Consider the following 24989-nt stretch of genomic DNA (forward strand, 5'->3'; position numbering starts at 1 on the left):
AAAAAGGAGAGAGACAGTATGAAAAAAAGAATGGCAGCATTATTATTCGCAGGAATCATGGCAGCATCTTTAGCAGGATGCTCCAGCAAACCTGCAGAGACCACTGCAGCAGCTACCGAAGCAGCTACCGAGGCAGCAGCTGAGACAAAGGCAGAGGAGACTGCAGCAGAAGAGAAGGCAGCTGAGACCGTGAAAGAGGCTGCAAAACCGGACAATTTCCCGAAAAAGAACATTAAGATCATCGTTCCTTATGATGCAGGCGGCGGTGTAGATATCACCACTCGTATCCTGGCAGAAGCGGCAGGAAAAGATTATTTTGACGGTAAGTCCCTGATCGTTGAGAACATGGCAGGCGGCGGTGCTGTTATCGGTCATACCGCTGTGGCTAACGCAGATCCGGATGGCTACACATTACTGGCTTACACCAGTGCAGTTGTAAACAACCCGCTGTTAAAAGATGTAACCTACACTCTGGACAGCTTCAAGACGCTCGGCATGGTATGCTTCGATCCTGAGATCCTGGTAGTTCCGCCGACTGCAGAGTACAAGACCTATGAGGAGTTCATTGAGTATGCTAAGACTCATACCGTAAAGGTTGCAACTCCGGGTCATTCTACTGCACATCACATTGCAGCAATCCAGTTTGCAAAAGACCTTGGCTTAAACTTTGAGTATCTGCACAACGACAGTGCATCCGTACAGATGCAGCAGCTGATGGGCGGTCACTGCGATGCAGCATTCATGGGTACTGGTGAGACTGTAAGCCAGATCAAAGATGGTACGATCATCGGCCTTGCAATGGGCGGTGAAGAGAGAAATGCAGACATCCCGGATGTTCCGACCTTCACAGAAAAGGGTGAAGATTTGGTAGCTGGTGCATTCCGTGGTTACGCTTGCCCGGCCGGTGTTCCGGATGATGTATACAATTATCTGGTATCTGAGTTCGACAAGATCATCACTTCTGACAAGTTCATTGATGCTATGAAGGAAGCTTCCATTCCGTATGCATACAAGAACGCAGCAGATTTCCAGGCATATGCTAATCAGTGCTCTAAGGATCTGGAGGCTCTGGTTCCGGAATTAAAGGGCAACTAATCCGAGTAAACATTGTAAGCATTCGTAAGCATTAACTGCCATGATGCGCCGCGCCTTGCGGGCTATAAAGCAGCCAGGCGCGGCGCATTTTTTCTTACAGTGTGAAGAAAACGATAAAAAAGGAGGAATTGCTGTGAATAAAAAGCAATTAATGATCGAACTGGCTATGCCGATCGTGTTTATGCTGATGGCGGTTTATATCATTGTGACGGCCATTCCCATGGAGAGTGAGGGTGTATTCCCGATCATGTCAGCCGGTGTGCTGCTGCTCTGTGCGGTATACTTATTTGTTGAGATTCTGATCAAACATCAGCAGGTTGTAAAGCTGGAGGGTGTGAACCTGAAGATGGTTGGAATTACACTTCTGGCTCTGGTTATTTATGTATTTCTGTTAAAGAAAATCGGTTATATTATTGATACGTTTATTTTGTGCTTTTTTGTGATCCGTTCTCTGGGTTACAAAAAGACCGGTGTTACCCTGTTGTGTTCTGCGCTTGCAGTTGCATGCGTATTCTTTATCTTTAAAGTATTATTGTCAGTTCCGCTGCCGATGATACTGCTTGATTTCTAAGGAGGTGGGTTTATGAGCGGCATTTTATTAGGTTTAGGGCAGCTGGTACAGCCCACTGCGTTACTTGCACTGCTAGGCGGTGTTGTGATCGGCCTGATTGTTGGTTCCCTTCCGGGACTAAACGACAGTATTACCATGGCGGTTCTGATCCCGATCACATTCGGTATGGAACCACAGGTTGCGATTTGTCTTCTGGTTGGTATTTACTGTGCATCTGCCTGCGGCGGTTCTGTTCCGTCTATTCTGTTAAAGATTCCGGGCACTGCATCTGCTACAGTTACCGCGTATGACGGTTATCCGATGAGCCAGAAGGGCAAGAGTGGACAGGCGCTTGGATTGGCCATATCCAGTTCCACCTTTGGAGGACTGACCAGTGCGATCGTTCTGTTATTCCTTTCTCCGTTCCTGGCAAAACAGGCACTGAAGTTTGGCCCGCCGGAATACTTTATGCTGGCTGTACTTGGTATGAGTACCGTAATCGGCATGGCAGGCAACAACATTGCAAAGAACATTCTTGCGATGGCTGTCGGCCTGATCTTCAGCTGTATCGGCATGAGCCCGCAGACCGGTCTTGCAAGATTTACCTTCGGCCAGGTCAGCCTGATGGATGGTATTTCCCTGATCCCGATGTTAATTGGCCTGTTCGGTATTACTTCAATTCTTGAGATGATCGAGGGTATTCAGAAGACCCCGAAGGTGAAAGAAGTAAAACAGAAGGTAGAAAACTTCAAGGAAGATGTAAAAGAGAACTACAAAAAAGTAAAGGTGGTTCTTCCGGACAAGGAAATGGCGAAACGCCTGCTTCCGATCTGGGTGCAGTCCAGTGTTATTGGTAACGTGATCGGAATTATTCCAGGTGCCGGCATGATCATGGCAATCTTCATGGCATACGACCAGGCTTCCAGACGTCGTCCGAACCTCGAATTCGGTACTGGTGTTCCGGAGGGTATTGCGGCTCCTGAGGCAGCAAACAATGCAGTGGTAGCAAGTTCCATGGTTCCGCTTCTGTCTCTTGGTGTTCCTGGAAACTCTACCTCTTCTCTGTTCCTTGGCGCACTGACGATTCAGGGACTGAGAACCGGCCCGACCCTGTTCCGTGATACCCCGGAAATGGCATACATGATTATCCTTGGCTTCATCGTAGCCAACATCATCATGCTTCCGCTTTCCGTTTACTACTGTAACTTCCTTGCAACCGCAGTACTTCGTCTGAACCGTATGATCTTAAGCGGCATCGTTCTGACCCTGTGTGTAACCGGTGCATTTGCAGTAAGCAACAACGTATTCAACATTTATGTCATGGTATTCTTCGGATTTATTGGATATGCCTTCAATAAGTACAAGATTCCGCAGTCTCCGTTGATCCTTGCTTCTATCCTGGGAAGCATGATGGAGAACAACTGGACTCAGAGCATGAAGTTTGCTGACGGCTCTCTGTCTGTATTCGTTACCAGACCGTTAAGCTGTGCATTACTGATTCTGTCCATCATCTTTATCGGTATGCCGCTGGTAAAACGTATCAAGGCAAATAAAGCAGCAAAGGCTGCTTAAAACAAGGAAAACACTGCAGATGGAACCGGGGGACAGCATTTATGCTGTGTCAGTTCCGTCTGTGGTGTTTTTTTCGTTCCGTGTCGTGCCTGTATAGAGCAAAGGCGCGGACACCATGAATAAAAACGGAAGGAGAGAATATATGAAGATCAGCCAGATGGAATATTTTTCCTGCGTTTGTCGGTGCGGGAGCATTACGAAGGCTGCAAAGGAACTGCATATTTCCCAGCCTTCTGTGACAGCCGCGGTTCATGAACTGGAGAAAGAGCTGGGGGTAAACCTGTTCCTGCGGCGAAACAACAAGATTCAGTTGACGGAGGAAGGATGGTTTGTGCAGGAACGCATTGACGGAATCCTGAAAAGCATGGACACCCTGAATCGGGATTTAAATGATTTCGTGGGGCAGAAAAATCATATCCGCCTTGGGGTTCCGCTGCAGATCGGAAGTTTTCTGCTGCCGCTTCTGTTTGGCAAATTCCGGCAGGAATATCCGGATATCAGTCTGGAGATTGAAGAGAGCGGTGCCATTGATATTGTCAAAAAACTTCTGGATGACCAGCTGGATCTGGCCATTTTGTCGGTGGACTCCTCTCGCATCTGGGATGTGGAGTGGACGCATCTGTACAATTCAGAGTTTTGTTTCTGTGTCTCAAAGGATCATGAGCTGGCGAAGAAAGAATCCGTCAGCTTCCGGGAAGCCTGCAGCTGTCCACTGGTGGTATTTCAGGAAGGGTTTTACATCAATGAGCGGGTACAGCAGCTTATGAAGGAGAATCGGGTAGTACCGGATATCTGGATGGAGACCGGCCAGCTGCATACCATCAAAAATCTGGTGATACGGGACGGCTGCGGAGCATTCCTGCTCCGTGATGCGGTTCGTATGGATGACCAGATCTGTGCGCTCTCGCTGGAAAATCCCATGCGGGCGGAGATCGGCCTCATCACCCGGCGTGGCAAGGTGATCTACAACGATGCCCGCACGCTGATCTCCTTTATCAAGCAGGAGCTGAAACGGTAAGCCATAAAAAGAGGTTATGAAGACATAGAAAAAGTGTATTTTACGCTGAGGAGCTCTTTCTATTATAATAAGGACAGCGTATATTGCAGAAAACGGAAGGGAGAAAACCTATGAAATATGTAACACTTGCAGATCATGCAATGCGTGAGTATGCACCGGATAAAATTTTTGCCGCAAGCCAGAAGGCCAAAGCGGCCATTGCAGAGCTGGGTGGAGATGCTGTGATCAATTCCACTCTGGGCGAGTGTCAGGACGATGACGGAAGGCTGATGGTACTTCCAACGGTGGAGAAGATGCTTCGTTCCATGCCGATAGAGGAGATGTGCAGCTATGCGCCGATCGGTGGTATACCAGGCTTCAATGAGGCGGTTCAGATTTCCCTGTTCGGTCATGTCAGTGAGCGCTTCCATGTAGAGTCTGTTCCGACTCCGGGCGGCTGCGGCGCACTGCGTCATGCCATCTGGAACTTTCTGGATAACGGAGACAGCCTTCTGACCACCGACTGGATCTGGGGACCGTACCGCAACATTTGTGAGGAGCACGGACGTTTCTTAAAAGACTTTCCGATGTTCAACGATCAGGATACTTTTAACGTAGAGGGCATGGAAGCAGGCTTAAGAGAGCTTCTGGAAAAACAGAAACAGGTACTGCTGCTGCTCAATACTCCGGCCAACAACCCGACCGGTTACTCCATGACAAAGGAAGAGATGGACAAGGTAGCAGCTGTTCTGAAAAAGCTGGCAGCTGAGTATCCGGACCGCCGCCTGACCTTCTGTCTGGATGTGTCCTATATTGATTTTGACGGAAGCTTTGAGGAAACCAGATCTATTTTTGACAGCATCCATGATATGCCGGAAAACATGATGACCCTGGTGGTATTCAGTATGTCCAAGAGCTATACCATGTGCGGAATGCGCTGTGGTGCCATTGTCTGCCTGGCGGAAACGAAGGAGGCTGCAGACCTGTTCAAGGCCGCCATGTCCTATTCCTCCAGATCCGTATGGTCCAATGTTGTCCGGATCGCCCAGAGGATTCTGGTGGACATTAATCTGAATCCGGAAGTGAAAGCCGAGGTAGACAAAGAGCGTCTGGTATTCTCGGATCTGATTACAAAGCGCGGCCAAAGCTTCTACGGGGAAGCCCGGCGTGTGGGCTTAAAGTGCTGTCCGTACAAGCATGGCTATTTCATCGCAATTCCGTGCAAAAATCCGGCTAAGGTCGCTGCATATCTGGAGGAGGAGCATGTATATGTGGTGCCTCAGAAGAAAGGGCTCCGCTTCTCACCGTGTGCAGTCACCACCGAGAAATGCCTGCGGGCACCGGCTATCATCAAACAGGCAGTAGACAGAGTGGAGGCAGAAGTATGAAGATTACAGATATCAAATTAATTCCGGTCAATAAATTCTTATTTGTAAAAGTATATACCGATGAGGGAATCACCGGTATCGGCGAATCCGGCGACTGGGGCTTTCTGGAGTCCTCCGGAGAGGTGATCAAATCCTTCCGCGAGTATCTGATCGGTCAGGATCCGCTGCGGATTGAGCATCACTGGCAGTATATGTACCGCTGCTTCCATTTCCGCGGAGCGGCTGTCATGGGTGCGCTGAGTGCCATCGATATCGCGCTGTATGACATTGCCGGAAAGTATTATGGTGTGCCGGTATACCAGCTGCTGGGCGGCAAAGTAAGAGATAAAGTCCGGGTATACTCACATGTATCCGGGGGTTCCTTTGAGGAGCTGATGGAGAGTTGCCTGGCAGAGAAGGAGAAAGGCTTTACGGCTATCGGTCATTTATCCCCGTTCCTGGATGAGCCGAGATCTACCCGCTATTTTGAGACCTATGCAAGAAAGATGAGCAATGGTGTAGAGCGCTTAAGCCGGATCCGTGAGGCAGTTGGCCTGGATGTAGACTTATGTATCGAGAATCATCGGCGTTTAAACCCTGCGGAGGCCATTGCGCTGGCTTCCCAGTTAGAGCCATTGTTTCCGATGTTCTACGAAGATCCGCTGATTCCGGACAACTTTGATTCCATGGCATGGGTGGCTCAGAAGATCCGCATTCCGCTGGCAACCGGTGAACGTATCCATACACCGCAGGAATACCAGATGCTGGTAAAACGTCAGGCGCTGGATTATCTGCGTGTGAGCATCTGTGTCTGCGGCGGTTTCACCGGAGCGAAGAAAATTGCAGCGATTGCGGAGGCCAACCATCTTGGAATCATCCCGCACAATCCGTTAAGCCCGGTAGCAACTGCAGCCTGCATCCAGTTAGACGCAGCGGTTCCGTGCTTTACCATTCAGGAATATCCGGATCCGAACGGACCGGCAGCCCATGCGCGTTTCGTGTTCGAGAAGACCGGAAAATCCGAGTTCCATGTCTGCGATATCGTGGATCGTATGCCGGAGTGCCGGGACGGCTTCCTGATCGTGCCGGACGCACCGGGACTTGGAATTGAGCTGATAGACGGTGTGGAAGAAAAATTCCCGTTTGAGCGCCGTAAAGTGGTAACCAGGCTGACTACTGACGGAGCTGTTATGGACCAGTAAAAAGAATGGATATAGACAAAAAGGAGTGAGAAAAACCGATGAGTATGACGATGACACAGCAGATTCTGGCCCGCCACTGCGCCATGGAGTCTGTAAAGGCGGGAGATCTGATTGAGGTATCCCTGGATCTGATTCTCGGAAATGACCTGACTACCCCGGTAGCGATCCGTGAGTTCGCGAAAATCGAGGGTGCAAAGGTGAAAAATCCGGAAAAGGTAGTAATTGTAATGGATCATTTTACCCCGAACAAGGATATTCAGACAGCAACCCAGTGCAAGGCCTGCAGAGAGTTTGCGAAAGCACAGGGGATTTCTGATATTTATGATGTAGGAAATGGTGGAATAGAGCATGTACTGCTTCCGGAAAAGGGCTATGTACATACCGGCGACCTGATCGTGGGTGCGGATTCCCACACCTGTACCTATGGTGCATTCGGCGCGTTTTCCACCGGTATCGGAAGCACGGACATGGCGGCAGCCATGCTGACCGGAGAGCTGTGGTTCCAGGTTCCGCGCGGAATCCGCGTGGAGCTCCGCGGCAAAAAGAAAAAATGGGTATCCGGAAAGGATATCATTCTCTGGCTGCTTCGCCAGATCAGCGTAAATGGCGCGGACTATGCGTCCCTGGAGTTTGTGGGTGACATTGCGGATCTGACTATGGATGACCGTATGACCATCTGCAACATGGCGGTAGAGGCCGGCGCAAAGAATGCAGTATTCCCGGTAGATGATGTAACCAGAGCTTACTTAAAGAAAGTGGGCGCTGAGGGCGGTATCGTATGCGGGGAGGCTCCGGCTGACGCATATGAGAAGACCCTGGTACTGGATCTGGATGAGGTTGAGCCGATTGTAGCTTTCCCGGGCAAACCGGATAACGGCAGATGCTTCTCTGAGTTTGGCGAGGTAAAGCTGGATCAGATCGTTATCGGATCCTGCACCAACGGTAGACTGTCTGACTTAAAGGAAGCAGCAGATATCCTGCGCGGAAAGAAGGTTGCGCCGGGACTACGCGTCATTGTCATTCCTGCGACTCCGAAGATTTACCGCGAGGCCATGGAAGAGGGCCTTCTGATGGATTTCATGAACGCAGGCTGTGCCATCATGACTCCGTGCTGCGGTCCGTGTATCGGCGGAAGCATGGGGATTCTGGCAGCAGGCGAGCGGGCCCTTGCGACAACGAACCGGAACTTTACCGGACGTATGGGCCATCTGGAATCAGAAATTTATCTGTCCAGCCCGGCTGTTGCGGCGGCCAGTGCGCTTACCGGACGGATCACACATCCGCAGGAGGTGATGGAATAATGTTTATTCAGGGAAAAGCAAGACGCGTCGGTGATAATGTCAATACAGACCAGATGTATCCGACACGTTATACCAGTATTGTAGAAGACAGTGAAATGGCAAAACACTGCATGGAGGATTATGATCCGGATCTGATCAAACGCATGGATCCGGGAGATGTTCTGGTAGCCGGAGTCGGCTTTGGCTGCGGATCCTCCAGAGAGCATGCACCGAAATCCGTCAAGGCAGCAGGATTTTCCTGCGTGGTGGCGAAAGGATTTTCCCGTATCTTCTACCGCAATGCGATCAATATCGGTCTTCCAATCGTAATCTGTACCGAAGCAGTAGACGACTGCCAGGAGCTGGATGAGCTTGCCATCGATTTTGACAAGGGAATCCTCATGAACGTGACCCGGAACAAGACTTATGAGATTACACCGTTTCCGGCTTTCATTAATGATATCATGAACTGCGGCGGACTGATCAACCGCATTAAGCGCAATCTGTTCTCCTGATCCGGGAATGAAAGGAGGAGCCTGTTATTTCGCAGATAATCGTTGTGGGATAACAGGCCTTTTTGTTTGGAATAGGGGTGGACATTTGCCGGAAAGTCAAGTACAATGAACCAGAGCCGGCAACCCGGGATCCGGGGAGCGGCTGGCAAACAAATGATGATAAAATGGGAAATGGATAGAAGTTATCATGAATACAGATTATTTGAAAAAATGTGCGGCGAAGCTGCTGACAGAAAAACAGATGTCTGAGGCGTTTCTGAATAATATGTTTCTGGCATTGTCCGGCGGACTTCAGGATGCCTATACCTATAATGTGCGCGATCATGTATTTTCCAATGCGCAGACTGGAAATGTGGTCCTCATGAGCCAGCATATCATCAGTGGCAACATGAGAAGCGCACTGAGGTATCTGGTACCGCTGCTTTCGTTTGTGCTGGGGGTTTATATTTCAGAAGAGATTCATCTGCATTTTAAAGACGCAAGGAAGCTGCACTGGAGGCAGAGCATTCTTCTGCTGGAGATTATCATACTGACGCTGGTAGGGTTTCTGCCGGAGGAGCGGAATATGCTGGCTACTGTGCTGGTTTCCTTTGCCTGCGCGATGCAGGTGCAGTCCTTCCGCAAGGTGGGCGGCTATTCCTACGCCAGTACCATGTGTATCGGAAACTTAAGAAGCGGAACCACAGCGCTGACCATGTATTTTGAGGATCACAAGCCGGAGCAGCTGCGGCAGTTTCTCTATTATTTTGGCATTATTTTCTTCTTTGCCATTGGAGCCGGTGTAGGCGGCGTAATGTCTCTGAAACTAGGTATCACTACAATCTGGGTTTCTAGTGTGCTACTTTTGATCAGTTTCCTACTGATGTTTTTAGAGAAGCTGCGTTAAATAAATATAAGTCACAATATCTAAATAAAGTCCGAAGTTTTGGGCTCCGCATACAGAACCGCAGACTTTAAGCAGAATTTTGTACTTTGTGTGCTCTATAGCTGATTGTTTCTCCTGCACCCCAAACTCATACGCCTTGCGTGCTCAGACAAGGCGTATGAGTTTGGGGTGCCGCTATATTCGTTCATGAAGAAGTCGAATAGACTTATGCCTCACAACGTAAGCCACTCACAGAGCCGTACGTGCGGCTTTCCTGCATACGGCTCTCCATAATAATATTTGCAGTTTCAAAACAAGTTGACATAGATGTAGGCATTGCTAAGGGATAGAATTTCATTATTTCTTTGAATCCTTTCCTCGTATAACGTTTCTTGTCGTTTCGTCTATTTAATACTTTAAGCAGAAGTTTTCGTACCTGTTGTTTGAAATCATTCTGTTATTATAACTTATTCTATAGTACCTATAGTGTTCTGTCAGTTTCTGGTTAAGTATACCTATTATCTTCTTTAGTGGTTGATTTTTGTTTGCATATAGCCATACCTTTGTGTCTTGGATTTTCTATCAGAATTTCTTTTATATTGACATTTACATCCATCAGTTCCTCTGTCCCTGAGCACACGGTTGACGTGTCCTCAGAAAGATCATTATTATGTAGCTCTCTTTCCGCCTTTGGCATTACCCAATCTCTTCAGTACTGTGAAGCTATCCGATTGCGTATTATTCGTAAATGCTCCAAAATTTCTATATTATTGGCTTTTCTACGATAATAAATAACGTAGTCAGGACAATATCAGTGAAAGCCTCCCTCAGTTTTCCTTAACGACTTCATTTTCGTGCTGTTATAAATATGCGGACAAAGAAAGTATCTACCAGCACACTGCTATGGATATCATTCCGCAGAGGAAGTGGAGCAGCGTCTGAGACAGTCATTGATCCAGTCAATGTAAGATTTTTCCCGCATGATGGCACCCTCAAGAACCATGAAGTCACCAAATTCCCGGGTGCCGATGGCAGGAGCTGTATTGTGGTGGTGATCCCGCATGATATCAGAGAGATACTGTTCTTTCAGAATATGTTTCTGAAGCTGATTTGTGAGATGGGTTTTTAACTGTTCCGGTGTCATGAAATCAGAGAAGTACATGCGAAGGCGGAATACGTCCTTCGGAGTTGCTTCCAGAGGTTCATCCTTCATGAGCCACTCTTGAAGTTGCTGTTTTCCGGCTTCCGTGATGGAGTAAAGCTTCTTCTCCAGCTTTTCTCCCTGGATGACCACTTCGCAGGTAACAAGTTTTTCTTCCATGAGGCGGCTAAGCTCCGGATAAACCTGGCTGTGCTTGGCATACCAGAAGTTTGCCAGATTGTTGCTGTTAAATTCCCGGGTAATATCATAACCAGTCATGGGCTCCCGGTTGATCAGGCCCAGGATGGCATATTTTAATGTTCGCATATGAGTGTCCTCCTGATATATATAACGGCAGCTTTTCTAAGCGCTGACCGGTCTGTGATTCACAACCTGTAATGATTGATATGTAAATTTTAACATAAAAATGCCAAATGAAAAACAACAAAATGATTTGTCATGTATTTTTCACAAAAACAGGAATTTGATATAGTGGAATACGCTGAAAAAGGCATTAAATTACATGTATATATTTACATGTTTTTTTGTACATGTTATAATGCGTTAAGAATATAACGTAAAAACATGTTTTTTATATAAAAGAGGAGGTATTTTATTATGGCTAAGTTTATTACTGCAAAAGAAGCAGCACAGCTGATTCCGGATCATGCAACAGTTGGTGTTGCCGGTATGGGACTTTCCGGCTGGCCGGAGGAGGTTGCATGTGCGATCCGTGATAACTTTGCGGAAACCGGACATCCTTGTGACTTAAACTTAAAGCAGGCAAGCGCACTGGGTGACTGGGGGTACGGAAACAAGTTTAACGGTTGGGACAGAAACCCGCTCCCGGAGGCAGATACCGAACATGGAAACCGTGGTGTTACCCGTTTCGGTGAAGCAGGACCGGGACTGATTACAAAATGGACCAGTGCCCACATCGGAAGTGCATTTACCCTTTGCGACCAGGCGCGTCAGGGCAAGATTGAGACCCACTGCCTACCGCAGGGTGTCATCATCAACCTTTGGAGAGAGTGTGCAGCAGGCCGTCCGGGTCTGATTACCAAGACCGGTCTTGGCACTTTCGTAGATCCGCGTGTAGAAGGCGGACGCATGAACGACTGTGCAAACTCTGAGGAAGTGGTAAAACTGGTAGAATTTAACGGAGAAGAATACCTTTTCTACCCAGCATTCAAGTGCGATGTTGCATTGCTTCGTGGAACCATCGCAGATGAGAACGGAAATATCTCCTTCGCACATGAGAGCGTTGTGAACGAGGGCTTTGAGGTAGCAACTGCAGTCAAGAACAATGGCGGTATTGTTATCGTACAGGTTGAGTACCTGGCAAAGAAAGATACCTTAAATCCGAAGGATGTTAAGATTCCAGGAAAATTAGTCGACTATGTGGTACAGGCAAAGGATCCGAAGTCCTGCTGGCAGGCTGAGGGAACTTACTGGGAGCCGTCTTATTCCGGACAGATCAAGATTCCGTTAGACAGCATCCAGCCTCTTCCATTCGATGAGAGAAAGGTTGTCTGCAGACGCTGCGCTATGGAGTTAAGAAAGGGTGACCTCATCAACCTGGGCGTCGGCATGCCGGCTGACATTGCAAAAGTTGTTGCTGAGGAAGGTCTCATTGAAGATGTGACCATGAGTACCGAGAGCGGTATGGTAGGCGGTGTTCCGTCTGCACGGCCGAGCTTCGGAAGCGCTTATAACCCGGAAGCAATCCTCTCTCCTCACGAGATGTTTGACTTGATCAGCGGCGGCGGTCTGAACATGACCTGCCTTGGCATCGGTGAAGTTGACGGAGACGGAAACAACAACGTAAGCCGTATGGGCAAGAGACTGACCGGACCTGGCGGATTCATCGATATCACTGCAGCAACCCCGAAGGTTATCTTCGCAGGTACCCTTATGGGCAAGGCAAAAGTGAAAGTCGGCGGTGGAAAGTTGGAGATCGTAGAAGAGGGAACCATTCAGAAATTCGTAGAGAAAGTCGGACAGATCACCTTCTCCGGACAGTACGCACCGGACAATCAGGAAGTTCTGTACGTGACCGAGCGTGCAGTATTCCAGCTGATCGACCACAAGATGACCCTGATCGAGATCGCACCTGGCATTGACCTGCAGAAAGACGTTCTGGATCACCTCGGATTTACTCCGGTTATCTCTCCGGACTTAAAAGAGATGGATCCTGGTATCTTTGAAGAGCACTGGGGCGGACTGAAAGAGTACTTAAAATAAAGGCAGCATGATCTTGAAAAAGAGGCTGGAAAGCAAAACGCTTTCCGGCCTTTTTTCATGCCTTGCAGCACTTGGATGGATGTCAGCGGCAGATCCTGCAGATTGCCCGTGATTCAGCAAAAATGATGAATGAAGCGTCATGATGAACAGAAAAACGGAAATAAATATGCACAGTGCACATTTTGAAACAATGAAATGTGGGCGCTTTCTCTCTGTTTTTTCTACATGGATTGCGATAAAATTAGCACAACTTACAACGAAGACGATAAAACATAAAGGGGGATGAATTGTATGTTGACTGCTGTAGGTTTTCTCATGTTGTTGATCATCGTGGTACTGTTGTTGACCGGCAAGGTTTCTTTACCACCGATCTTTGTTGTAGTTCCGGTAGTAGCCTGCCTCATCTGTGGATTTGGTCTGGCTCAGATCAATGATTTTATCGGAACTGGTCTGAAGAGCGTACTGAACACGGTAGCACTCTTCACGTTTGCGGTACTGTATTTCAGTATCCTGAATGATGTCGGAATGTTCGATGTCATTGTAAGCAAACTGATGCGTTATCTTGGTAACAAAGTTGAAGTGGTTATGTGGATCACCTGCCTGGTAGCAACCATTTCCCATCTGGATGGTTCCGGTGCAACCACCATGCTGGTAACCATTCCGATGATGCTTCCGATCTACAAGAAAATGAAGATCCGCCCGCAGGCACTGCTTTTATTAGCAGCTATCTGTTCCGGTTCCATGAACATGACTCCGTGGTGTTCTTCCGTATTGCGTCTTACTTCCGCAACTGGCGGCGATGCAATGGAATTATGGCGTTATGTCCTGCCGTTACAGGTTATCTGCCTCATCTTAAGCTACCTGATCGTAATCCCGTTAGCAAAACTGGAGCGTAAGAATGGCGCAGGCATGACCGAAGAAGAGTTCAAGGCATTAAAGGCAACCTTAAACCAGCCGGTAGAGACCAAAGTCTCCATGAAGGTTATTTACTTTGATATCATCCTTACGGTTGCAATCCTGATTGCAATGTTATCCGGTGTTGTAAAATCCAACCTTGGTTTCATGGTAGCTCTTGCAGTTGCCCTGGTCGTAAACTTCCCGAATCCGAAGGATCAGACAAAGAAAGTCAAAGAGTTCGGTGGTACAGCCCTGAACATGATTATGATCATCTTCTCCATCGGTGTTCTGGTTGGTGTATTAAAAGACAGTGGCATGATGGATGGCATGGTAGCCCTGATCCTTGCAATCATTCCGGAGAGCCTTGGCAGCCACATCACCTGGATCATCAGTGCACTCAGCGTTCCGTTGTCCATGTTCCTTGGTTCCGATACCGTGTACATGGCAGTTGCCCCGATCATGGCAAACGTTGTTACCGCATACGGTTCCACCATGCTTCAGCTGAATGCAGCATTCCTGATCGGTGCATGTCTGTCCGCAAACCTCTGCCTGGTTGGTCCGACTCCGTACCTGGCATTAGGTCTTGCAGATGTCGATATGCCGTCTAACTTAAAATACTGCTTCCCGTGGGTATTTGGCATGAGTTTACTCGTATCTGTGATCGCAGGTGTGATCGGTGTGATCCCGTTCTAAAAAACATATTTCATGTAGAGAAAAAGAGCAGGCGCGTTCAGGTGTCTGCTCTTTTTTCATTCTCTTTTTCCATATTTCTTTTCAATACCAGGATATCTTCATGACAGTATCTGGACATGTATTCGATGACACGGCAGCTGAATAAAAGACGCTCCCGCAGCATCGGCTCATCCAGGCTGCTGTCGATGATTTCCTCAATTTTATGTACTTTATTTAACATGGTGTTGCGGTGGATGAACAGGGATTTCGCTGCTTCCGTAGTATTACGTTCGTGCTCTAAGTAAGCCTGGAGGATCTGCACCAGGTTGGTGTTGTGCTTTTTATCATATAAGAGAAGTCCTACCAGTTCATTGTTGCACAGGTGTACCAGATTGCGGCTGCCAAGTTTCTGCATGGAAGATTCTGCTGCCATTTCGATGATGTGGTAGATGCTGTAATCTTCATAATAATAGATCCGTTTTGCAGGGTGCATTTTCTGTCCGATGCGCAGTGCTTCATGGGTCTGGTGGTAGACCGGCGGAAGAGACATTAAAAATTCTGAAGCATTTCCGACACAGGCAAACCCGTTGTAGCTTTCCAGGAGTTTCAACAGCGTTTCCTGGTTAAAGGAGAGGCGGCTGCGGCGCTTCATTTTCCGGATCAGAAGCAGAATTTCGCCTTTATAAGTGGTAATGTTGCTGAACGGAAACAGGTATTCCAGCTGATTGATGATGTAGTTCCATGGAATGTTTTTGTTGCGTTCGGTGTCCGATGGGAAATTGATCAGCATAACGTGGTAATAACGTCTCGTGGCCAGTTTGATCTGCTTGAGACGCTGCTGCAGCTCTTCTTCGTTGGCGATGCGGCACTCGATCAGATCGGCGGCAAGCGCGCCGAACTGGGCATTTCCGCTGTAGTCGGTGCGATGGTTGCTGAGCATATAATCTGCAACATAGCGGGAAAGCAGTTCATTGAAGTCGGATATACAGGGATCTGCCGCTGGTCCGTCTAAGATCACGCAGAGGCGGGCTACCAGTTCTCCGCGATAGTGGATCAGACGGACAATGGTATAGTTATGGCTGAGATCGGAAATATACTCGGCATATTCCATGTTTTCTCCGTGTTTCACAACCTGCTGGTGATGGATGGACTGGATGGTGTCGAAAGACTGGTAGCCGTTTTCTCTAAGCTCATCTGCGGTAGAGTCCTGGATATGAGGGTCGTAAACGGCTGCTATTTTTTTGTAACCGGCATTGACCAGAAGAATGGTAGCCGGAAGTTCTTTGTAAGCCTGTTCCAGAAGTGCCTGCAGTCCGGCATTGGTATCTACGATTCGCTGCAGTCCGGTATCCCAGACACGGAACCGGTGGAGATATTCGTGGACACGATTGTAAAGTTCCAAAACCGGCAGGGAGGTCTCTATTAATGTGATATGTTCAGGAATGCAGATGTCTGCGAGAACACTGCAGGGACCGGCAGAAATGAGGCAGATACCGGCTGCCGGAGCTGTTTCCTGACTGGTGGCTGCGGACGGTTTCTGCTCATATTCCGCAGAATGTGTCATACTTTCCAGGATTTGCGTGACGATGTCTGAAGTTCCGATGTAAAGATACTCGGAGGAGAGTGCTGCGTCAGGGCTGGTGAGCAGAACGATACCGCCGTCGGAGGCAAGTTCTTTGGTTCCGGGGTGGTTTACCAGGATAATATCTTTCAGCCATGCATTCAGCATGGCGCGGGTGTACATACTCATGGAAAGTTCCTTTCATTATGTAGATTGTGATTCCACGGATTATAGTAGGAAAATAAGAGGGTTCTGTCAAGAAAAATGTGTGGATCTCACATATAAAAATAAAATTAGAAGCAAAAATGGGCATGGTGCACATAAAAACTGAAAAAAGGTATGCGCATTAGACCTGTCAGAACCGTAGAAAGTAAGGTACAATAAAGAACAGATAGAAGAATACATCAGTCTGCATAAGCAGATTCACCTTTGTATTCAGAAAGAGGGGGGAAACTATGTCAGATGGATCGAACAAAGATCCGCAGCGTGCCCTGGTTTTTGCCACGGGCGACATCATTGTCGATGAGCCGGATCCTTATTCCTTTTTTGAGCCATCACGGGAACTGTTGTCTTCCGGCGATTTTGTGATCGGACAGATCGAGGTTCCTCATACGGACCGTGGAGAGGCAAACAGTACGGACATTCCGGCACCGCCTGCGGCACCGGAAAATTTAAATCCATTGAAAGACTGTGGATTTAATCTCTGCACCACCTGCGGCAACCACGCCCACGATAACGGGGTACCGGGAATTGTAGATACCCTGGATAAATTAAGAAGTCTTGGAATTGCGGTAACCGGAACCGGAAGAAATATCCAGGAGGCCAAAACGCCTGCGATTGCAGAGCGGAAAGGAATCCGGGTAGGTCTGATCGGTTACAATGCGGTTGGACCGAGGGAATGCTGGGCAACCTCCCATAAGGCAGGCGTTTCTTACGTGCAGATCCTGACGCACCATGAGCCATCGCCGCGGGCGACACCGGGACTTCCGGCGCGGGTTTACACATTCCCGGAACCGGATTCCGTGGAAGAGATGCAGGAGGAGATCCGGGCAGCGCGAAAAGAGTGCGATGTGTTGTTTGTGGCGCTTCACAAAGGAATGGTACATACCCATGCAGAACTGCAGATGTATGAAAAACCACTGGCGCATGCCGCAATCGATGCCGGGGCAGATGCCGTGATCGGACATCATGCCCATATTCTCCGCGGAATTGAAGTATACCGTGGAAAACCAATTTACCACAATCTTGGCAACTTCGTCTGTGTAACCCATGCATTAACACCGACTGGCGATAATAACAGCCCGGAGCGGCTGCGCTGGATCGCAGAGCGCAAGAAACTGTTTGGTTTTACGCCGGATCCGGACATGCCATTTTATGCATTCAATCCGGAAAGCAGAAAGACCATGCTGGCCCGTATGGAAATCACAAAAGAGGGAGTTTCGGAGTTTGGATTTGTTCCGTGCTATATCAACAAAAAAGGAGCACCGGAAGTTCTTACGACCTATGAGGAAGCCAAAGAGGTTATAGAATATGTACGTCAGATTTCCGAAGAGGAAAAGCTTCACATCCGTCTGGTGTGGAGAGATGGCTGGGTACAGGTTCTAGAAGAATAAGAAAGGATGTGACACACCGATGAGCATTCGTAATTGTGCTTTGGAGAGCAAAGCCTTTACTGCTTTGAAAGAAGTCTGGAATCACCGGGACGCAGAAGCTGCAAAGTGGCGCGCCCAGGGGAAAAAAGTAGTTGGTAAACTGGGATTTGATGTTCCGGATGAACTTTTGATCGCAGCAGACATGCTGCCTGTTCAGATCTATGCAGATCCGGACCGTTCCCTGGAGGAGACAAACAAATATCTGGAATACGCTTTTGAGCCGGTTGTCCGTGCGCAGTTTGAAAAACTGATCGACGGCACCTATGGAGAACAGCTGGATGCGCTGGCAATCTCCAACAGTACCGACGTGGTAATCCGTATTTTCCTGTATTTAAGAGAACTGCACCGTGTAGAACCGGAGAAGAACCTTCCTCCGTTTGCATTCATTGACTGGCTGTTTACCAGACACCAGATGCACCAGAAACGGAATGAATTTGTCATGGACCTGTTCCGCAAACAGGTAGAAGAGTGGGCCGGACATGAGATCACGGATGAAGCAATCCGTGAAGCCGGAAAGATCTGTAACGAAAACCGTCAGGCACTGCGTGAGATGGCAGCCCTCCGCCATGGCGATGAGGTACACATTGCCGGAAGCGAAGCGATGGTGATCATCGGAGCCGGACTTTTCATGGAGCGTACAGCCCACACTGAGCTGGTGCGTCAGGTTACGGAAGACGCAAAGAGCTGGCCGGTACTGGAAGGACCGCGTGTCTTCTACACCGGAGCAGAGCATGAAGATACCGCACTCTACGAGAAGATCGAGGCACAGGGTCTTGTGGTCGTCGGAGAAGATACCAACTGGGGAGACCGTTATTACAACCGTGACTTCAATCTGGAGTACCCGGTAACCCGTGCACTGGTAGACCGCTATATGCTGAGAGAGTTTTCTGCAAAGAAAGCATTTGTTTCCCAGCGTGTGGAGGCACTGGAACGTGAGGTGGATGAGACCAAGCCGGAGGCAGTCATCTTCTATACTAATCTTTACGACGAAGTTGCTACCTGGGATATGCCAAACCAGAGAAAGAGTCTTGCAGCCCGCGGCATCAAGTCCTGCACCTTTGGCAGAATGCTCTGGCCGGCAGCAAAAAATGAAGATCTGGACGAAAAACTTGCTGCATTTGCAGAAGAACTGAAAGCAGGAAAAGGAGGGGATCAGTGATGCCAGAAGAAAAGAAAGCAACCGGATCAAAATCCTCCGTTGTGAAAAAACTGAAAGCAACCGCAGCAGCAGGTGCTTACCAGAAACAGTGGTTCTTTGATATGAAAGTCCGCGTAGAGCGGGAAGGATGCGATTTCGCGATCCTGAATGCCGATGTGCCGATGGAAATCTTCCGTGCCATGGACATTCCGTTTGTTGTAAACCAGTGGTGGGCTGCAATCTGCGGAGCAAAACGTATGACCCGCAAGTATGCCCAGCTGATGACAGACAATGGCTATCGCAATGACTTAAACAGCTACGATGCGCAGGCACTGGCAGAGAGCTTTGACCCGGATGACCACAAGCTGGACGAAGAGGGCAAGCCTCTTGGACCGTGGGGCGGACTTCCGAAGCCGACCATCAGCATTACCCGTCTGACCGGTGACTGCCAGAGCAAGATCTTTGGGCTGATCGCACAGAACTATGGTGCTGATCTGTACGTCATGGAAAATACGGTTGCAAGAAAGACCCCATTAAACTGGTATGAGCTGACTGCAGACCGCTGGGAAGAGCTGTACGATAAAGACCGTATTGACCTGGCAGTTGAAGAGCTGAAAGCCCTGATCAGCTATCTGGAGATGAAGACCGGAAAGATGATGGATATGAACAAGCTCCAGCATGTCATGGACCTGATCAATGAGCAGGAAGGCTACTATAAAAAGATCCGTGATATGATCGCTGCAAGCCATCCGGTTCCGGTTACCGTAGTGGATACCATCAATGCTGTCATGCAGGCACAGTGGCAGCGCGGTACCGAGTGGGCAGCTGCACACGCAAAGAGCCTCTATGAAGAGATCAAAGAGCTGATCGATAAAGGTGAGGCTGCTGTTCCGAATGAGAAATATCGCCTGATGTGGCTTGGCCGCGGTATGTGGCAGGATTTCGGTTTCTATCAGCGTTTTGAGCAGAAGTATGGCGCAGTCTTCATGTGGTCCATGTACCTGGCTATGGGTGCTGACGCGTATATCCGCAATCATGTGGAAGAAGATCCGCTTCGTGCACTGGCAGCCCGTTTCATCGGAATGGAAGATTTCCTCCATATGCCGCCGTGGAACAGTGAGTGGTTCGTACAGCAGGCAAAGCAGAACGATATCGACGGTGTCGTTTACATGATCCCGGAGAACGATATGCAGGCTGTTGAGGGAAGCTATTTCATTAAGAAACGTCTGGAAGAGGCTGGATTCCCGGTTCTTGCATTCCATGCAGATCCGGTCAACCCGCGCAAGTGGAATGCGGAGACCATGACCAATCTGGTCGATGAGTTCATTGAGAACCGCGTCATTCCAAACAAAGAGGCGAAAGAAGCAAAAAAATAAAGCAATAAAAAATTTTGTCTGTCCGGCATAGCACGATCTGCGAAAGCCGGGCAGATAAACAAAATAAAAACAGAAATCAACTTTGGCGAAAACAAGAATTGGAGGAATGTAATTATGGCATGTAAAGGACCGCTTTCTGGATACCGTGTACTGGATATGACTCAGTTTGAGTCTGGTACTGTTTGTACGGAGACTCTGGCATGGCTGGGCGCAGAAGTATTAAAAGTTGAGCGCCCGGTAAAGGGGGAGCTGGGACGTTATTCCCAGGCAAATCCGGGTGTTGATACCTATGGATTCCTGGTTATGAATATGAATAAGAAATCCATTACCTGCAACGCAAAATCTCCAGAAGGACTGCAGCTGTTAAAGGATCTCGTTGCAAAGAGCGATGTCATCGTAGAGAATATGGGACCGGGATCCATGAACAACCTGGGTCTGACCTATGAGGCTTGTAAGGAAATCAATCCGAAGATCATTTATGCCAGCTTAAAGGGCTTTGCACAGGATGGTCCGTACAAAGATTACCCGGCATTTGACCCGATCGCAACCCACACCGGTGTTATGGTTTCTGCAACCGGACTTCCGGATCAGCCGATCAAGTGTGGTATTTCCGTAGCAGACTCCGGTACCGGTATTACCCTTGCCATGAGTATCATTGCAGCACTCTTACAGCGTGAGCGCGAGGGCATTGGCCAGCGTGTAGACGTTGCAATGCAGGATTTCATGATCGGACTTTCCCGTTCCCAGTGGGAGCCGTATTACAATAATGGCATGGTTCCGAACCGCCGGGTTGGCAATGGCATGCCGCTTGAAGACGTAGCACCGTCTGACACCTACCCATGTAAGCCATTTGGAAAGAATGATTATGTTCATATTTATTGCAGCCGTCATCCGGGCAGCAAACAGTGGGATAATCTCTGTGATGTCATCGGACGTCCGGATTTAAAACAGGATGTATGCCCGGAGATGGCAACTCCGCGCAGTCGTTATGAACACAGAGATATCTGTGATGGTGCGATCAAAGACTGGTTAAAGGATTACGATAAGTTTACCGCTATGGATATCCTGTGTAAGGCAGATATCCCGGCAGGCGCACTGCTTTCCGTAGATGATATTACAAAGGATCCGCAGTATTATGAGCGTGGCATGATGGTTGAAATTGATCATCCGCAGCGCGGCAGGGTGAAGCTTCCGGGATTCGCTCCGAGAATGAGCGCAGTGAAGGTAGAATACGAGTGCAGTCCGGAGCTTGGAGGCAGTAATGAAGAGGTATACGGCGGCATGTTAGGGCTGACAGAAAAACAGCTGGAAGAGCTGAAAAATAAGAAAGTGATTTAAAACGTTAAAAACATAACGGGAAAAGAAAAGTGCAAAAATTCTCTGTTTAAATTTTGTTAAAATCCCCTATATCAGTTTTGACATATCTATATTTACATAATTTTTAGGGTACGTTATAATATTATCAACTACAAAAAAGGGGAAGATATAAAATATGAAGATGTTAATGAGAATACTGTTGTACTGTGTCGGACTTATGTTTCTGGCGTTCGGCGTAGCTTTTTCCGTGAATTCCAACCTGGGCGTATCCCCGGTCAATTCGCTTCCGTATGTGATTTCGCTGATCCTGAAGGTGGATCTTGGCCGTTGCATCGTTGGTGTGTTTGTAACCTACATGATTGTGCAGGTCATCATCAAGCGGAAGGAGTATAAGTGGATCAACTTAACCCAGCTGATCTTTTCCACGATCTTTGGCTATTTTGCAGATTTCGCAAAAGGTGTCATGCATGGATTTGTGATCCCGACTTATTTTGGACAGCTTCTTATGATGGCGATCAGTATTGTGCTGGTAGCCATTGGTGTGGCAATCTACATGGATGTGAAGCTGGTCAATATGCCGATGGAGGGCATGACGCTTGCAATCAGCGACTGCTTCCCGAATATCGAGTTTCACAAGATCAAGATCATTGTAGACTGTTCATCTGTGGCAGTCGGTGTGGTGTTATCCTTTCTGTTTATGCACGGTCTGTTCGGTATCCGCGAGGGCACCATTTTAAGCGCGCTTCTGGTTGGAAAACTTCTTCCGGTGGTAAAGAAAAAGATAAGTCCGGTTATACAGAAGCTTTGTTTTTAAATCGGAAAAACTGCAAATGTAAAAATGAAAAACCCGGGAGTGTCGTATGGTACGGCTCCCGGGTTTTGGTGTTTGCTGGTGTGCAGCCGCGCCTCAGCGCGAGAATGTGCCAATGCACATTTTTTCAGTGGGTCTGTCCTTCTGCGGTACGGATATCTTCCTCGTATTCTCCAATGGCTGCAATGGCTGCCTCGATGCCGCGGGCGATGTCCTTTAGGTTCATGGACGGTGCCGGGGCGGGTCTTCCAACTACCTGCTCCGGAATGAACGGAACGTGCATAAAGCCGCCGCGTACGCCCGGATATTCTTTGGCCAGGGTGTAGAGTACGCCGTACATTAAGTGATTGCAGACGAAGGTTCCGGCTGTGTTGGAGACACTGGCGGGAAGGCCTGCCTCACGGATGTGCTGCACCATAGCCTTGATCGGAAGATCGGAAAAATAGGCCGGAGCACCGTCATCATAAATCGGCAGATCAATCGGCTGGTTGCCTTCGTTGTCTTTGATACGGGCATCGTCGAGATTGATGGCTACGCGTTCCGGGGTGATGTCGTAGCGTCCGCCGGCCTGGCCGATGCAGAGCACTGCGTCCGGTTTTTCTTTTGCAATGGCAGCAGCTACGGTTGCGATGGATTTGCGGAATACGGTAGGAACCTCGACCTTTGTCACCTCTACGTTTCTGACTTTTTCAGAGACCAGCTTTACGGCTTCCAGGGACGGATTGACTTTGTCTCCGCCAAAGGGATCAAATGCGGTTAAAAGAAGTTTCATGGGAAAACCTCGCTTTCATGTAAAAATATGGACAGTTGCAATAAGCTTCAGAGTATATGATTAAAATGCCAGGAAATACATGAGTAAAATATGAATGACCAGCATGGTGAGGGCCACCGGGATCTGGGATTTGATGACAGCATATTTGCTCTTTGTCTCGAGCAGTGCCACCGGCACGATATTGAAGTTTGCGGCCATCGGGGTCATCAGGGTGCCGCAGTAGCCTGCGGTTAGACCAAGCGCGCCGATAACAACCGGGTTTGCGCCCTGTGCGATCAAAAACGGAATGCCGATTCCGACTGTGATAACAGAGAACGCCGCAAAGCCGTTGCCCATGATCATAGTGAACAGTGCCATGGAAACGCAGTACACGGCGGTAGCCGCGAACAGGTTGCCGGTCGGGATTACGGCGCTGACGCCGTGGGCAATGACATCACCGACACCGGCAGCTGTAAAGAGGGAACCGAGAGCGGCTAAAACCTGCGGCAGGATGCCGGTCACGCCGACATTGTCTACGAGGCGGGTTCCGTCTGTAACCGCATAGGACGGTCTGGTCTTAAACAGAAGCAGTGCCACAAGGAGGGCAATGGTTCCGGAAATACCGATGGCATTATTGGCACCGAGTACCTTTAAGAAGGTTGCAACTAGCACCGCGGTGACTGCCAGAGTGAGCGGCGGAATGAATACGGCGTAGCCGGTCTTGTCTGCAGCTTTCCGGGTTTCTGCAGCTTGCGGTACATCACTTTTTGACGGAGCGACAAGACGCAGCGCGGTGAGTGCTGCCATCAGGACCACGCAGGCACCGGTGATCCAGCGCGGAAGATGGGCTCCGGCAATAAAGGTGAATGCCAGGATAAACCAGAACAGCGCGGTAGTATGTTTTTTTGAGCAGTCCGGATCTTTTAATGCCTTCATGCCGTTGGAAATAAAGAAAAGGCCGATGATGCAGTAGAAAATCTCCGAGACGATGGTGCTTACGGTCCAGGTCATATTACATTTCCTCCTGTTTCTTCCGGTCTGAGAACCGGCGTTTTAAAATCTGGTCAAAGATCAGGGCATAGATCACGCCGACAATAACAGCGAACACGGCAATCGGTACGGACTGTCCGGCAATCTGCAGGGCATCTACCGGATATCCCTGCTCGGTCAGGGTGGAGACGATCAGCAAAGTACCGGAGGAGCCCATGAAACAGTTCTGCGCAAAGAAGTTTCCGTAGTTTTCACTTCCGGCACACATGCCTTTGATATCATCCTCCGTCTTTTCGTCCAGCTTGCCATACTGAACTACGGCAGCAGCCTGGGCCATCGGATTGATCAGCGGGCGGATGAACTGCGGATGTCCGCCGATACGCAGGGAGAAGGCGGATGCAAGGGTACGGATGATCTGCCAGATGGCGATCAGGCGGCCGGTGGTCGCATTCTTTAAGGACGTGATAAAGTCTACGGCCTTATCCTTCAGACCGTTCCGCTCACAGATTCCAATGACCGGCAATGTGAGAATGAAAAGAGTGGCGGTACGGTTCGTGATAAATGCGGTGCCGAGGGTTTCGAGAATCTTCATAGGGCTCATGCCGGCTACAAGTCCGGTTGCCAGACCGGCCACAACAACAACGGCGAGCGTGTCAAGCTTTAAGATAAAGCCGACGATAACGATCAGGACACCGATCAGTTTGATAACTTCCATAAAAAACCTCCTTATGTGCTATTTGCAACTGCGTGGAAGCTGGATACAGCTGCGGTCTTAATGAAATCTTAACATACTGCTGAAAAATTAACAATGATATTATTTTCCAGAAACAAAATCCGTCCATCTGTGCCGGAACCATTGCTTGCAATATCGGTAAACTATGCTATAATAAGTGGTAATAAAAACTATGTCAGATAGAGAACGTGCTGCAGATGCGAAACACGGATGCAGGCTCACCATACGGGCGCGGTAACGGAGAATACAGAAAACAGCACGGG

Annotated in this window: 21 protein-coding genes; 16 read left to right on the forward strand and 5 right to left on the reverse strand. The window is 48.7% G+C overall.

Features of this window, described 5'->3' with window-relative positions; translation table 11 throughout:
• The first annotated feature begins 18 nt into the window (after positions 1-18).
• The 9 genes from DW819_RS03385 (at position 19) to DW819_RS03425 (ending at position 9464) form a co-directional block, all read left to right on the forward strand.
• Complete coding sequence (locus DW819_RS03385) at positions 19-1095, forward strand: tripartite tricarboxylate transporter substrate binding protein (protein WP_118732069.1); 1077 nt, start codon at positions 19-21, stop codon at positions 1093-1095.
• Positions 1096-1228: 133 nt separating this feature from the next.
• A complete protein-coding gene (locus tag DW819_RS03390) occupies positions 1229-1666 on the forward strand; it encodes a tripartite tricarboxylate transporter TctB family protein (protein ID WP_182432554.1) in 438 nt (145 codons plus the stop codon).
• A gap of 12 nt (positions 1667-1678) precedes the next feature.
• Entirely contained in the window at positions 1679-3217 is a 1539-nt protein-coding gene (locus tag DW819_RS03395) for a tripartite tricarboxylate transporter permease (protein ID WP_118732071.1), read from the forward strand.
• 142 nt (positions 3218-3359) lie between these two features.
• The gene (locus tag DW819_RS03400; RefSeq protein ID WP_182432555.1) at positions 3360-4235 is read left to right on the forward strand and encodes a LysR family transcriptional regulator; all 876 of its coding nucleotides are present in this window, start codon (positions 3360-3362) and stop codon (positions 4233-4235) included.
• A gap of 110 nt (positions 4236-4345) precedes the next feature.
• Positions 4346-5602, forward strand: coding sequence for an aminotransferase class I/II-fold pyridoxal phosphate-dependent enzyme (locus tag DW819_RS03405; protein ID WP_118732073.1), 1257 nt, complete (start codon positions 4346-4348; stop codon positions 5600-5602).
• Entirely contained in the window at positions 5599-6783 is a 1185-nt protein-coding gene (locus tag DW819_RS03410; RefSeq protein WP_118732074.1) for a mandelate racemase/muconate lactonizing enzyme family protein, read from the forward strand. The genes DW819_RS03405 and DW819_RS03410 overlap by 4 nt, the downstream gene beginning before the upstream one ends.
• 38 nt (positions 6784-6821) lie before the next feature.
• The gene (locus tag DW819_RS03415) at positions 6822-8084 is read left to right on the forward strand and encodes a 3-isopropylmalate dehydratase large subunit (RefSeq protein ID WP_118732075.1); all 1263 of its coding nucleotides are present in this window, start codon (positions 6822-6824) and stop codon (positions 8082-8084) included.
• On the forward strand, positions 8084-8578 hold the full coding sequence (gene leuD / locus DW819_RS03420; RefSeq protein WP_118732076.1) for a 3-isopropylmalate dehydratase small subunit: 495 nt from the start codon (positions 8084-8086) through the stop codon (positions 8576-8578). Before DW819_RS03415 ends, leuD begins: the two co-directional genes overlap by 1 nt.
• A 187-nt stretch (positions 8579-8765) precedes the next feature.
• Positions 8766-9464 (forward strand): YoaK family protein, encoded by a 699-nt coding sequence (locus DW819_RS03425; RefSeq protein ID WP_243025538.1) that lies wholly within the window; start codon positions 8766-8768, stop codon positions 9462-9464.
• An 889-nt stretch (positions 9465-10353) separates the two neighbouring features.
• Here DW819_RS03425 and DW819_RS03435 read toward each other — a convergent pair.
• A complete protein-coding gene (locus tag DW819_RS03435) occupies positions 10354-10911 on the reverse strand; it encodes a PadR family transcriptional regulator (RefSeq protein ID WP_118732078.1) in 558 nt (185 codons plus the stop codon).
• A gap of 291 nt (positions 10912-11202) precedes the next feature.
• Between DW819_RS03435 and DW819_RS03440 the strand changes: the two genes are divergently transcribed.
• The gene (locus DW819_RS03440; protein WP_118732079.1) at positions 11203-12828 is read left to right on the forward strand and encodes a CoA-transferase; all 1626 of its coding nucleotides are present in this window, start codon (positions 11203-11205) and stop codon (positions 12826-12828) included.
• Positions 12829-13119: 291 nt separating this feature from the next.
• A complete protein-coding gene (locus DW819_RS03445; protein ID WP_177304394.1) occupies positions 13120-14418 on the forward strand; it encodes an SLC13 family permease in 1299 nt (432 codons plus the stop codon).
• A gap of 37 nt (positions 14419-14455) precedes the next feature.
• Here the strand turns inward: DW819_RS03445 and DW819_RS03450 are convergent, their stop codons facing one another.
• Positions 14456-16147, reverse strand: a complete 1692-nt coding sequence (locus DW819_RS03450; protein WP_118732081.1) for a helix-turn-helix domain-containing protein — start codon at positions 16145-16147, stop codon at positions 14456-14458.
• 266 nt (positions 16148-16413) lie between these two features.
• Between DW819_RS03450 and DW819_RS03455 the strand changes: the two genes are divergently transcribed.
• From DW819_RS03455 to DW819_RS03475, 5 genes are all read left to right on the forward strand, one after another.
• Entirely contained in the window at positions 16414-17571 is a 1158-nt protein-coding gene (locus tag DW819_RS03455) for a CapA family protein (protein WP_118732082.1), read from the forward strand.
• A gap of 19 nt (positions 17572-17590) precedes the next feature.
• Positions 17591-18769, forward strand: a complete 1179-nt coding sequence (locus DW819_RS03460) for a 2-hydroxyacyl-CoA dehydratase family protein (protein WP_118732083.1) — start codon at positions 17591-17593, stop codon at positions 18767-18769.
• Positions 18769-20124, forward strand: coding sequence for a 2-hydroxyacyl-CoA dehydratase family protein (locus DW819_RS03465; protein WP_118732084.1), 1356 nt, complete (start codon positions 18769-18771; stop codon positions 20122-20124). Before DW819_RS03460 ends, DW819_RS03465 begins: the two co-directional genes overlap by 1 nt.
• A 114-nt stretch (positions 20125-20238) precedes the next feature.
• A complete protein-coding gene (locus tag DW819_RS03470) occupies positions 20239-21462 on the forward strand; it encodes a CoA transferase (RefSeq protein ID WP_118732085.1) in 1224 nt (407 codons plus the stop codon).
• A gap of 154 nt (positions 21463-21616) precedes the next feature.
• Entirely contained in the window at positions 21617-22255 is a 639-nt protein-coding gene (locus DW819_RS03475) for a DUF6198 family protein (RefSeq protein WP_118732086.1), read from the forward strand.
• A 124-nt stretch (positions 22256-22379) separates the two neighbouring features.
• On the opposite strand, the gene pcp is transcribed toward DW819_RS03475, so the two are convergent.
• Genes pcp through DW819_RS03490 form a run of 3 tightly spaced genes read right to left on the reverse strand, consistent with a single transcriptional unit; the run spans position 22380 to position 24699 of the window.
• Positions 22380-23024, reverse strand: coding sequence for a pyroglutamyl-peptidase I (gene pcp, locus DW819_RS03480; protein ID WP_118732087.1), 645 nt, complete (start codon positions 23022-23024; stop codon positions 22380-22382).
• A 60-nt stretch (positions 23025-23084) separates the two neighbouring features.
• Positions 23085-24014 (reverse strand): DUF979 domain-containing protein, encoded by a 930-nt coding sequence (locus tag DW819_RS03485; protein WP_118732088.1) that lies wholly within the window; start codon positions 24012-24014, stop codon positions 23085-23087.
• A gap of 1 nt (position 24015) precedes the next feature.
• Positions 24016-24699 (reverse strand): DUF969 domain-containing protein, encoded by a 684-nt coding sequence (locus tag DW819_RS03490; RefSeq protein ID WP_207665119.1) that lies wholly within the window; start codon positions 24697-24699, stop codon positions 24016-24018.
• Between the last annotated feature and the right edge of the window lie 290 nt (positions 24700-24989).

Origin of the sequence: Clostridium sp. AM33-3 (assembly GCF_003480315.1) — a bacterium.
Classification (GTDB): Bacteria; Bacillota; Clostridia; order Lachnospirales; family Lachnospiraceae; genus Brotaphodocola.